This is a genomic window from Adlercreutzia sp. CNCM I-6215 (genome assembly GCF_977072315.1).
The window spans coordinates 1-12,392 of record NZ_CDRVMA010000023.1; the positions used below are offsets into that span (position 1 = coordinate 1).

At 57.2% G+C, this 12,392-nt stretch carries 7 protein-coding genes, 1 tRNA gene and 1 pseudogene; 6 read left to right on the forward strand and 3 right to left on the reverse strand.

Features of this window, described 5'->3' with window-relative positions; genetic code table 11:
- Positions 1-204: 204 nt before the first annotated feature.
- On the reverse strand, positions 205-1,260 hold the full coding sequence (rlmN, locus tag ACW4LP_RS12000) for a 23S rRNA (adenine(2503)-C(2))-methyltransferase RlmN (RefSeq protein ID WP_173111234.1): 1,056 nt from the start codon (positions 1,258-1,260) through the stop codon (positions 205-207).
- Positions 1,261-1,332: 72 nt separating this feature from the next.
- Between rlmN and ACW4LP_RS12005 the strand changes: the two genes are divergently transcribed.
- Positions 1,333-2,283 carry a D-alanine--D-alanine ligase family protein gene (locus ACW4LP_RS12005; protein ID WP_455803858.1) on the forward strand — a complete coding sequence of 317 codons (951 nt, stop codon included), beginning with the start codon at positions 1,333-1,335 and terminating at the stop codon, positions 2,281-2,283.
- Between the two features lie 75 nt (positions 2,284-2,358).
- Here the strand turns inward: ACW4LP_RS12005 and ACW4LP_RS12010 are convergent, their stop codons facing one another.
- Complete coding sequence (locus tag ACW4LP_RS12010) at positions 2,359-2,997, reverse strand: hypothetical protein (protein WP_173111240.1); 639 nt, start codon at positions 2,995-2,997, stop codon at positions 2,359-2,361.
- A gap of 141 nt (positions 2,998-3,138) precedes the next feature.
- Here ACW4LP_RS12010 and ACW4LP_RS12015 point away from each other — a divergent pair, with 141 nt between their 5' ends.
- From ACW4LP_RS12015 to ACW4LP_RS12035, 5 genes are all read left to right on the forward strand, one after another.
- Positions 3,139-6,108: a helicase C-terminal domain-containing protein gene (locus ACW4LP_RS12015; protein ID WP_173111243.1), complete on the forward strand. Its 2,970-nt coding sequence runs from the start codon at positions 3,139-3,141 to the stop codon at positions 6,106-6,108.
- Between the two features lie 15 nt (positions 6,109-6,123).
- Complete coding sequence (locus ACW4LP_RS12020) at positions 6,124-7,359, forward strand: hypothetical protein (RefSeq protein WP_173111246.1); 1,236 nt, start codon at positions 6,124-6,126, stop codon at positions 7,357-7,359.
- A gap of 61 nt (positions 7,360-7,420) precedes the next feature.
- Positions 7,421-10,549 (forward strand): aminopeptidase, encoded by a 3,129-nt coding sequence (locus tag ACW4LP_RS12025; protein ID WP_417003644.1) that lies wholly within the window; start codon positions 7,421-7,423, stop codon positions 10,547-10,549.
- Positions 10,550-10,568: 19 nt separating this feature from the next.
- Positions 10,569-10,644: transfer RNA gene (locus ACW4LP_RS12030), tRNA-Arg, on the forward strand.
- Between the two features lie 271 nt (positions 10,645-10,915).
- Positions 10,916-11,290: a hypothetical protein gene (locus ACW4LP_RS12035; protein WP_451917255.1), complete on the forward strand. Its 375-nt coding sequence runs from the start codon at positions 10,916-10,918 to the stop codon at positions 11,288-11,290.
- Here ACW4LP_RS12035 and ACW4LP_RS12040 read toward each other — a convergent pair.
- Positions 11,186-12,163 (reverse strand): annotated as a pseudogene (locus ACW4LP_RS12040) (recombinase family protein); the annotation flags it as partial. The gene ACW4LP_RS12035 and the pseudogene ACW4LP_RS12040 overlap by 105 nt on opposite strands.
- Positions 12,164-12,392 lie beyond the last annotated feature (229 nt).

Below are 12,392 nucleotides of genomic sequence, written 5' to 3' on the forward strand. Positions count from 1 at the left end.
GCTTGAACGAAGTGAGAGGCAGCGCCTTTAGACGCTGCCGGCCCCCCTCGGCCTTATAGGCCCAGAGCAAACCACCCCTTTGAGGGGTGGTTCATGATTAAAAGAAGTTGTTGTAGACCCTAGTGTGAGGTAAGAGAAAATGCTTTACATAACATGCCATTAGTTATCTTTGTTTCACGTGAAACAAGAGAAGAGAAAGACGAATTAACGAAGAGAACCTTGCGCTAACTTGTTTTTTAACTGACCACATGCTCCATCGATATCAGCTCCGCGGGATTTTCTGAAACTTGTTTCCACACCATAATGGATCAGCGTCTCGACCCAATGTTTTGCAGTTGCTGGCGAGGCAGCTTGCAGAGGGGATCCTTCTACGGTGTTCACCGGAAGAAGGTTGACATGGCAGAGTAGCCCATCGCAGAAGTCGAGAAGTGCTCGAAGATCTTCTTCTGAATCGTTGACATCCTTGATGAGGAGATACTCGAAGGAGACACGACGGTTGGTTGACTGGGTGTATCTCTCCACAGCCTTTTTTAGATCCGAAAGAGGTTGCTTTGCCACTTTCGGCATAAGCCGATCACGCTTCTTCTGTAAAGCCGAATGAAGAGACACGGCGAGCGTGAATTGCTCTGGCTCTTGGGAGAGACGATCGATCCCATCTGTAATACCGCAGGTAGAGAGCGTGATATGTCTCGCTCCTATATTGAAATCGTCCCGGCTGTTTAGAATGCGCAAAGCGGCAAGAACTTCATCGTAGTTAAGGAAAGGTTCCCCTTGACCCATAACAACGACATTGCTTACCCGTTCTTGGAAATCCTCTTGGACGAGAGCCACTTGAGCGATGATTTCTGCAGCCGTGAGATTCCGTGTAAGGCCTTCGCGGCCAGTTGCACAGAATTGGCAGGCCATAGGACATCCTACTTGTGAGGAAACGCATACTGATAGCCGATCGAGGGAGCCGTCTCGATGGTAGACGGGCATGCCCACCGTCTCAACTAATGAGCCGTCGGCCAGGGTCACAACATATTTGCGTGTCCCATCTAAGGAAACTTGTCGGTCGAAAATTTTTACCGTCTCCAACGGAAAGAACTCAGAAAGTTTTGTTCTGAGGTCTTTCGGAAGGTTGGACATGGTATCGAAAGAAGCCGCATGATGGCGGTGAACCCACTCGTGGATCTGTTTTGCGCGAAAGCGCGGGTATCCCCACGAGGTGACAAGATCCTCGAGTTCGGCTTCTGTAAGCTTTATCAGTTCGTTATTCATAGGTTCATTATAGACGGTGGCGTTGCTCTGATATACTGCCTCCAGAGATTTACCGTCTGGAAGGAATGCTCCATGGCAGCAGTAGTTGAACCCGCAAAATGTCGCGTCGCCCTCTTAGCTGGAGGAACCAGTGGGGAACGCGAAATTTCCCTTGCATCGGGCAAAGGTGCCGGGGAGGCGCTTCGTGAAGCGGGGTTTATTGTTCAGGAGTTGGATCCGGCGAAGAAGGACCATCTGAAAACGCTCATTGAGGAGCCCTTCGACGTTGCCTTTCTCTGTCTTCATGGAAAAGGTGGCGAGGATGGCGTGCTCCAGGGTTTTCTGGAAACGATCGGCCTTCCCTATACAGGACCTGGTGTGTGGTCAAGCGCGACGGCGATGAACAAGGCCCAATCCAAGCTCTTTTACCAGCGCGAAGGCATTCCTACTGCTCCCTATCAATACATCAAGAAGGGAGAGGGATATTCCGTTCAAGAACTTGCATTGGCTATGGGCGGAACCTGTGTCGTGAAACCGGCTACCGAAGGCAGCGCTTTGGGCATTTACATCGTGGAAGGCGAAGAAGCTATCGCAGATGCCATCGAGCGTGTGTTTGAAATCGACGAGCTTGTTGTCGTTGAGAAGTATATTCAAGGTACCGAGCTCACGGTTGCCGTGTTGGGCAATAGGGATCCTTTCGCTTTACCTGTCATCGAGATTGTTCCTAAAGCTGATTTTTATGATTTCGAATCGAAATATGCCCCCGGCGGTTCGCAGCATATCTGCCCGGCACCTCTCGATGAGGAGGAAACCAAGCAAGTAATGGACGCCGCTGTCGGCGCCCATAAGGCATTGCAGTGCAGTGGCGTGTCGCGTTCCGATTTCATTCTCGACGAGAATGGCATCCCGTGGATTCTGGAGACCAATACCATCCCTGGTATGACGGCGACCTCGCTTCTTCCCGATGCGGCCCGCGCGGCAGGCATCAGTTTCCCTGAGTTGTGCACGAAGCTCATTGAGTATGCCTTCGAAGAGGGAGAGTAAGCGCTTGCGGCCGAGGGGCGACCAAGGTCGCCCCTTACGGTTACCGGTTAGATAACTAAAACAAGTGTTCTCGTTTTAGAACACTCCGCAAGACTTCAGGCCGATGATGATGGCGGCAACGAGGGCAAGAAGAAAGGCCCAGCTGAGAATGTAACAGCCTTTATTACCCGTGCGTCCAGCCTCCACGAGGCCGTCGATGAACCCTCGGCGCGTTTTAAGTAGCGCCATGCCGCGTTGTTTCTCGGGGAGAGGTTCGCGCTCGCTCGGAAGCCACGTGCCGTTCGAGTCGATGATCTCGTCGACGGCCGACCCCTTCAACGCCAGCTTCGGGCGAATGCCCTTGCCGATAAGCCCGCAGATGCCATCGATGAACTGGTTGAATTCTTCTGAGTAATGGGGGCTGTACCCGATAACTGCGGCCTGTCCCCAATATTCACCTGGCTCAGGTGTTTCCGTGAAGGCGACAAAGGAGAGAATTCCCACGAGTTCCAGACCTTCCGCTGCCAAAAGGCTCAGTTCGCGTGAGAAGCTGTCGTCGAAGTAACCGATAGTTTCGTTGAACTTGTTGATAAGCCATGCGCGATGGACGCCCTCGTCCATAGTGAGATTGATGCGGTATCGGTCTCCCACGAGGGTGTTGGAACCCATGAACACCGCCGCATCTTTCTTTGAGACCGTTCGAAATGTTTGATATGTACCGAAATACCGTTCCATGAATATTCTCTCCGCCCTGGCTGATACAATACCGTGAGTTGTCGAGAACACCATAACCGAGCCCGATGAATCAGGGAACACTCGCTAGGCCGAGGTTCCTTTTTTTCACCACCAAGGGCGCCGCGAAAGATAGGCTGCGCTATGTCACGTGACACCACCCCCCTTGAAGGACAGCTGAAGAACTTCATCAGCGACGGAACGCCGCCGGAGATTATCGCGCGCTACGAGTCGCTGCCTGAACGGGCCCAAAGGAGCAATTTCGGCCGGTTCGATAATAATGTCGTTGTTTTGGATACGGAAACAACGGGATTCTCTCTCGCTCATGATGAGTTGACGCAGATTGCAGCGGCACGGGTGGAAAACGGCGAAATTGTCGACTGGTTCGTTACCTTCGTGAACCCGGGAAAACCCATTCCTGAGGATGTTGCCCATCTCACCGATATTCACGATGAGGATGTGGCCGACGCTCCCTCGGCGTCCGAGGCACTAGCTGATCTGGCCACTTTCGTAGGAGATGCCGTCGTCGTGGCCCATAATGCCGAGTTCGACCGCAATTTCACGACGAACCATCCGACGGGCTATCCGCTGCTCGAGAACACCTGGGTCGATTCCCTCGATTTGTCCCGCATCGCGCTGCCCCGCATGAAATCCCATCGACTCATCGATCTTGTGAAGGCCTTCGGTGCTCCTCGGTCAACGCATCGGGCTGATGAAGATGTGGCGGCGACCTGTGCTCTCCTGCGTATTTTGCTTGCTGCTGTGGAAGCCATGCCGACTATGTTGCTGCGGGAAATCGCCTCTATGGCGGAACCGAACGATTGGCCGACGGTCGTGGTGTTCAAGTATTTTGCCGAGCGTGCGGCTGAGACGAGCGAGGAGAAACCCCTTCCGTTCTCGCTGCGCACCCTGCGCCGAGAACGGGTGGGGAAAGCCGATCTAAGACCGCTCGTGGATGCCGATGAAATCGCCGCCGATCCAGGGCGATCCTTCTTGCTCCCCACGGCCGATGCTGTGGCCCAAGCGTTCACCGCCGAGGGCGTAGTAGGCTCCCTGTACGAAGAGTACGAGCAGCGCGGCGAGCAAGTGGCTATGGCCGAGGCGGTGCGCAACGCGTTTGCCCGATCGCGCAATCTTATGGTGGAGGCAGGAACAGGCGTGGGTAAATCCATGGCCTATCTTTTGCCGGCGGCCATCATTGCCCGAGATAACGGTATCAATGTCGGCGTGGCCACTAAGACGAACGCTCTCCTCGACCAACTGGTCTATCATGAGCTTCCCGCTCTTTCGGAGGAGCTCGGTGCCGACCTCACCTATGCTGCTCTCAAGGGGTTCTCCCATTATCCCTGTCTGCACAAGGTGGAGCGCCTCGTTGTGGAAGGCCCCGGCATGCGCACCGTGGGCAAGGAGCAAAAACCTCAGGCTCCGGCTCTTGCCGCCTTGCTTTCCTTCATTGAGCAGACGGCTTACGACGACATCGACGGCCTGAAGATCGACTACCGCACGCTACCGCGCTGGATGATCACCACCACGAGCCACGATTGCCTGCGCCGTAAATGCCCATTCTTCGGCACGTCCTGCTTCGTTCACGGTTCGCGCCGCAAGGCCGAGGCCGCCAATATCGTCGTTACCAATCACAGTCTCCTATTCTGCGATCTTGCTGCTGACGGAGGCTTGCTCCCGCCCATCCGCTATTGGGTGGTGGATGAGGCCCACAGCGCCGAAAGCGAGGCCCGCCGGGCATTTTCCCTTGAACTGGCAGAGGAGGACATTCTCTCCCTCGTGCGCCGCGTAGCTTCCGAGGAATCTCGGCGCAACGTCTTCGTGCGGGCGGAGCGCACCGTTGTCATGCCGGGCAATGAATCCTCGACGACGCTGTTCTATGGGCTCACGGGAAAGGCGCGCCGCGCGGGAGCCGAATTCGGCGAAGCGGCCCAGGCGTTCTGCAAGGCACTGCCCGACTTGTTCTTCTATGACACCAATAAGCGCTCGAAGGGCTACGAGACGGTGGATCTTTGGCTGAATGACGAGATTCGCCACGGCTCCCTCTTCCAGAACATTGCCCGTCTTGGCCGCGCCATGGCCGAGCGTGCCGAGAAGATGGTGACGGTTTGCCAGGAGCTCGTGGGTTATTTGGAGGACATTGAAGGCGCTGCCGTCATTCAGCGGGAGATCGCCTCTATTGCCATGGAGATGAAGGAAATCATCCAGAACGTCGAGGTCATCTGCACGCAGTGCCCCGAGCGCTACGTATATGCGGCAAGTTTGAGCCGCAAGACCGATCGCCCGCAGAACAAGCTGGAGGCCTTGCTCGTGTCGGTGGGGGAGACGCTGAACGAGACCTTGTACGCGCGCGCCCATTCGGTGGTCTATGCGTCGGCCACGCTGACCGTTGACGGCAGCTTCAACAGCTTCTCCCAGGCCATGGGTCTGAACGAGAGCGAGTTTTCCGTTGCCGACGAGCTGCTGCTTGCCTCAAGCTACGACTTCGACAATCAGATGGTTGTCTATGTCGTCAACGATATGCCCGAACCCAATGATCCGAGTTATCTCGGCGCCCTGCAGCGCCTGCTCATCGACGCTCACCGTGCCCAGAACGGGTCGATGCTTACCCTGTTCACGAATCGCCGCGAAATGGAGAAGTGCTTCGAAGAGGTGCAGCCGGCTCTGAAGGGAGACGATTTGCGCGTCGTGTGCCAGAAGTGGGGCGTGTCGGTGAAGGGGCTGCGCGACGACTTCCTCGCCGACGAGCATTTGTCTCTCTTCGCTCTGAAGAGCTTCTGGGAAGGATTCGATGCGCCGGGCGCCACGCTGAAGGGCGTCGTGATACCGAAATTGCCCTTCTCGAAGCCAACTGATCCTCTTTCTTGCGAACGGGCCGCTCGTGACGATGCCGCCTGGCGGCGCTATGTCCTGCCAGCGGCGGTATTGGAAACGAAGCAGGCAGCAGGCCGTCTTATTCGCAAAGCTGATGACCGGGGCATTCTCATCCTTGCGGACAAGCGTCTTATTACGAAGGGCTATGGCAAGACGTTCCTAAGGTCACTTCCCAGCCAGAATATCCGGTTCCTATCGGCGGCTCAGATCGTCGACGAGATAGCAGCGCGCCGCTAGGGGAGCGTTCTGGTCATGGCAGCGAAGAGGGCGCATCATCCGATGCACATAAAGCGGCGCACGCGGGGATCTTCCAACGAGATTTCCTTCAGCGTGCTCGATGCCGCCCGTGAGGCTCGCGATGCCGAGGAGCGCGATCGGCACGAGGGGGGCTCGGGCGGCCCTTCTCTTTTCACGTTGGGAAAAGGGAAGAAGCCTCGGCCAACACCGGTCAAAGGGCAGTCCATCGTCTTGTCTGGCGAAGCTCCCGCATCCCCGTCAGCCTCTTCTTCCGCTGTTGATCGAAAAATGAGGGGCATCGTGCCCGTGTTCGTGGTGGTGTGCGCCCTTTTGGTCATCACGCTGATGGGCGGTCAAGCTCTTATGTCGATGAGGGAGCAGCAGAAGTCCCTGCTTGATACCCTGAATGATCAGGTCGACATCATCAAGAGCTGCGACGAATCCCTTCTCCCCTTCGACGAACTGGTTATTGAACAGTGCGATGCCAAGCGCCTTTCCCCCTCGGCGACGGGAGACGCCGCGCCTTCCGCGGAAGCGCTGAACGAGGGGTATCGTGCCGTTGTCGCGGAGATTGCCCCGATGAGAGCCCAGTTAGAGGACTCTATCGCATCCATGGAAACGCTGCAGTCGTCACTGAGCGACAATGACGATAAGGAAGCGGCCTCTCAGGTGGTGACGGCCGCTCGCTCGCGCCTTAATATGCTGGATGCGGGGGTCAATATCATCGAGGAGTCGTTGATGGCGACCGAGGCGTTCCTTAAAGCCCGCTCGGGGTGGAATGCCGTGATAAACGCCGATGCGGCTATTCGTGAGGCCACGGCGCTGGCTGAAGAGATGAGCAAGGAAAACATTCTTGCCTCGCAGGCTAAGGGCACCGAGGCCTTGGCGTTTTTGGAAGAGGCTCAGCAGGATTTCTCCCAAGCCGAAGCGGCCTATCCCGGTCTCGATTTGGCGGCCTTCGAAGCCTACGTGGTTAAAAGAATGGAATCGCAGCAGGCAGCCCTTGCTGCCGACGATGCCTATCTTTCCCGCAACAAGGAAGAGCTCGAAGCTCAGAACAGCCGCTATAACGCATTGGAGGAGGAGGCGGCCGCCTTGGCCCAAGAACTCGGGGAAGATGACCCGGAGCAAATCGTTGCTCTTCGATTCTACAAAGAGATTGAGGCCGACCAAGGCGCCTATGAGGCCGAGCGCCTAAAAGCAGGAAATGCTGATGCCTTTCTTCGTGAATATCTCGGAACGGCCTCGTAATGGCGTATACTTACGATAATTATGTCCATAGAACCCTCTTCACCGAGGAAAGGCAACGTACATGGCCGAATTGAACGAACATGTCGCATATCTGTCTCAGGAGATCGGCCCCCGGCCGGCGGGTACTGAGGAAGAACAGCGTGCGGCTCTCTACATAAGCGAGCAGTTTTCCGCCGAGGCCGGTCTGACGACTGCTATGGAAGACTTCCAGTGCAATCCCGACAGCTCGCTTCCTCGAACGCTGTGCAGTGGTGTAGCTGTGTTGGTGACGCTGGTGGCGACGATTGTGGGGGCGCTGGCTGTTCCTGCCATCGTGGTGTCCCTCATCTGCGCTGCGTTGGCAGCCGCCGAGGTGTTCGATAAGCCGGTGCTTTCGCGGCTTTTGAACCGCGGGGTGAGCCAGAACGTCGTCGCGCGCTACCTGCCTGCGAAATCGCCGACGCGAGCGAGCCGGAGACGCAAGGTGATCGTGGTGGCGAACTACGACAGCGGTAAGGTGCGACGCGATTTGAACGGTGCGATGCCGGCGGTGCTCCCCATCCTTTATTGGGTTGAGCTGGCGATGCTGGTGGTCATTCCGCTGCTTTTGGCGATTCGCATGGTGCTCGCACCCGACGGTAGCGTGCTCGTGGTGTTCAACGTCCTTCTGGCTGTTGCCATGGTGGTAGCGGTTTTGCCGGTTGCGTCGTTTCTGCTTGAGAAGTTCGCGAACTACAACGAGGGCGCAAACTGCAACGCTGCAGGAGTGGCGGTGCTTTTGGAAGTCGCCTCTCGCGTGGCCGCCGCTCGGGATCTCCCCGATGCCCCCGAGCCAACGGTTCATGGCGAGGCGGCCGCCGTGTCGGCGGGACTTGTTCCCGAGGGGGCGGAGATTGTCTACCATACGGGAAACACTTCCGAGGATTTGGGAACCTCCATGGAGTCGGCTGCCGAGCGTCTGGCGGCCGCCAAGGCTGCCGTAGCGGCGTTGTCAGGGAAACCGGTGTCTGCAACGCCTGCTGAGGTGGCAACAGAGGATGAATCTCCGGCGAAGGGAGAGGAAAACGGCGCCGTGGAGGTTTCTCCGGAAGAGAGCCTAACTCCATCCTCTGCCGCGGTCGTCGTCCCTGTTGCTGCTCCCGCCTACGCGGCGCCTGTTGAGCATCAAGTACCTGAATGGTTCAAAAAGGGCCAGGAGCAAGCCAAGAAGCCTGCTAAGGAAAAGCCCGTGCAGCGGTCGCGGTACGCCACGGCTTTGGAACGGGCCGAGGAAGAAATTAACGCGCGCGAGGAGCATGAGCGCCGCAACCTCGCCGAGCTTTCCGAGCGTATGCGTGTTATGCGCGCTTCGGTGCAGGCAGCTTCGGCAGCAGCTGGCGCAACACCCACCGAGATTATGGACAGCGTGGTTGCGGACGAGAGCTCCGAGGAAATTTCTGCTCCGCCTTCCTTATCGGCCGTTAATGAAGAGGCATCGCCCTCGTTGGCCCCCGTATTGCCAGCCATTGAAGTGCCGGCGGTTGAGGCCGATCAATTGCCGTCTCCTTCTAACAACACGGTCTCCGCGATGCTGGCCGATATTCCCGCCATCGCATCCGAGCCGGCCTCTTCGGAAACGGGGACGCCTGCCTCGAAGCCTGTCGTGCCTGCTGTACCGGCTGTGCCTGTTGCGCCCCAGCCGACGGATGACCCCGATGTGACGGTGCGAGATGGCCAGCGTCCGTTGACGGGCGCCACTGTGGCGGTTCCTCCCATTGATCTTTCGACGCCTGATGCTCCTGCTGCGCCTGCGGGCGGGCAGCGCGTGGTGGTGCCCTCGGTGGGAGAAGTGGCTGAGACTCCGGCTTCGGCTCCAGCCGCTGCCCCCCGCCGGCGCCGCGCTATTACGCTGCCCAATATCGGCATCTCCCAAGAGCTCCCGCGCATCTCTATGGATGATTGCCAGCAAGCCGCTCCTCTTTCAGAAGATCGCCCCGAGCATGATGGTCGCGTGCATGACTTGAGCGCCGTCATCCCCTCGGTGACGACGCCCGAGCCGTCGTCGGCCGTTTCAGGCACGCGGGAAGCGGCGCTGCTCGGCGCGCTGCCGTCTTTGGGGAGAACGACAACGACGACTGATCCAGCGCTTTCCGGCAGCATTAGTCTTGCGGGCACGTTTTCTTCTATGGGGGCGACGGGAGCGGCCGCGCCCATCGGCGATGAGCTTTTGGAGAATGCCTCCGAGAACGATATGTATATCGAAGACGTCGATGACTCTGCTTATGTGGAGCAGATCACCGAGACGGGAGCAATGGCTGGTCCCGGTTATGTGGAGATGCCTAAGAGCCGTTTCGGCGGTATCTTCGGCAAATTCCGCCGCAAGAAGCGTGAGGAAGCATCCAGCCCGCAGGAATGGCTCGATGTTGAGGAGAGCTTCGATGCCCGTGAAGTAGGAGCAGCGCGCGGCGGTTGGGAGAGTTTTCGCGAAGAAGGCGATATCCAGGCTTACGACGAGGAGTATTTGGGCGCCGACGCAACGACAGCGTTTTCTCCCGAGTTTGATGACGATTTTGCCGAGGACGGCTTTGATGCACCGCGCTCTTCGCATCGTCGCGGCCGCCATTTCGAGGGTGGGGCGTTCTCCCGCGATCAATTTGACGATGAGTCTGAAGGCGAAGAAAACCAGACCAGTGCCGCCGATCCGTCCAGTGTGTTCGGTGAAGGACTGCCCGCTGATTTCGTCTTCGAGCCGACGCCGGAAATCGAGCAGATCGAGCAATTCCACAGCGACCGCATCGATATGGAAGTGTGGTTTGTGGCGCTCGGTTCCGAACTTGCCGGCAATGGCGGCATGAAAGCGTTTATGGCTGCTCATGAGGCCGAGCTCAAGGGCGCGCTTATCGTGGAGCTGGAGGCGTTGGGTGCCGGTGAGCTGACGCTGATCGACAAAGAGGGCACCTATGTTCCCAAGAAGGCCTCGAGCCGCATGAAGCGCTTGGTTCGCAAGGCCGGTCAGGCCACCGGGCTGAAAGTGCCCGAGGCTACGATGGAGTGGCGCAACAGCGCATCGGCCTACGCCTTGAAGCACGGCCAGCAGGCCCTGCATTTGGCGGGCATGGATGGCAGAAAGCCGGCATTCTTCGCCGAGGAGGACGATGTCATTGAAAACATCGACAACGACATGTTAGCCTTGAACAGCGATTTTGTCATGGAAGTGCTCAAGCATATCTAGCGACGAAATCCAGATATCCGCCCCCGTAGCTCAGCGGATAGAGCGTCGGTTTCCTAAACCGTGCGTCGGAGGTTCGAGTCCTCTCGGGGGCACCATATCTACATTACACGAACACCTCTGAACGGGGTGTTCGTGTTGGTTTAGAGCGTATTCTATTTCATATTGCGACGATTCGCGGCTATCGAAGTTCATTACCGCTACAGCTGACCCTTCGTAGAGCCATATCTTATTCACGAAGACACGCAAGATGTCTTCGTCTTCCATTTCTCCTTCGGAAAGCGCGCTGAAGAAGCGCAGCATGTCTTCGCGGTCTACCTCGCCGCTGTCGCGCTCCAACTTTTCGATGCGGTTCTTCAAGCCTTCTTCTTGCGCATCGAGCGCCGCCATGCGGTCTTTCACATGCCGGTATTCCAGACCGTCGGCAACCGCGTCAAGAAGGTTCTTCCGCTGCCTTCCCAACTCGCGCAGTTCCTTTTTCGTGGCCTTGACGGACACTTCGGACTTGTGCGCCCTCTTGTGTTCGATGTGGCAATCTATGAGCCATTCAAGAAGCTTCACGTCTCGCAGCAGCGCGCGCACGTTGCGCACCACGTCGGCTTCCGCTTCGCTTTTCGGCAGCGTTCCGAAGCAGGTTTTACGCTTCTTTTGGCATGCGTAGCGGAAGTACTCGGTTCCAGACTTCCCCGTGGCCGTCTCGCCATGAAGCGGGTTCCCGCACGAAGAGCAGTAAAGCTTCCCTGAGAGCATGAAGTTCGCCTTTGTGCGCGAATGCTTCTTCAGCCCTAATCGCTTGATGCACGCAAGCTTCGTTTCCATGTCCACAATGGCGGGCATGCCGCCTTCCTTGTAGACAAGCGGCACCGGCTGACCCTGCTCGTCAAGAATGACCTCGCCTTCATCATCCTTCTTTGTTCCCCATATATAGACGCCCGCATAGGCTAGGTTCTTCAGGATGCCGGTCACGAAGGTGTAGCCGGGGTCATTGCCCTTCATCGTCTTCACGCCCATGCTTTTGAGCCATGCGCATATATCGAGGATGGGGACGCCGGCGAGGTAGTCGGTGTGGATGCGCTTTGCCATAGGGGCTTCCACGGGGTCAAGCGTTATAACGTCGCCCTCGTGGCTGTAGCCGAATCGGTGGTAGCCCAAGTATTGGCACTTGTCGGCCTTGCCGGTCATGCCGCGCATCGTGTCTTCCGAAGTGTTCTGAGACTGAATCTGCGCCACGAGCGCGTTCAGCGCTTTGTTGCTCGTGGCTTCGATGCTGTTTCCGACAATGTTTTCCTTCGTAGATTCGAAGGTCACGCCGCTGGTGATGCGCAGCACGTGTTCGTAGTAGTACTGCTCTTCGATATTGCGCGCGAAGCGGTTCATCTTCCATACCACGATGACATCGAATGCGCCCTGCTTCGCATCCTCTATCATCTGCAAGAACTGCGGCCGGTCATCGCTTCGCCCCGTCATGGCATAGTCGCAGTACTGAGCCACGACCTTGTAGCCGTGCTTCTCGGCATAGATATTGCATGCGTACAGCTGGTCTTCGATGGATGCGTCACGTTGTTTGTCACAACTGAAGCGCGCATAGAAAGCGCATCTGATTAACTTCACAGCCATGATAGAATGAACTTGCCTTTCAATGAATTAGCCTTTCTGCGATGGGCGCGCCCTCTGTTTTGCCGCCAAGCAATGAAACAGGGGGCTTCTTTTATCAAGTGCCCTGCCTAAGCGATTGCAGCTTGCTGAATTGTGAGTAGTAACCCTCTCCGGTACCAACAATCAGCAGAATCTGGTACCGCCAGTCAGCGGGCTTGGTACCCTGGGTAAGATAAATTGGTACCGCCGC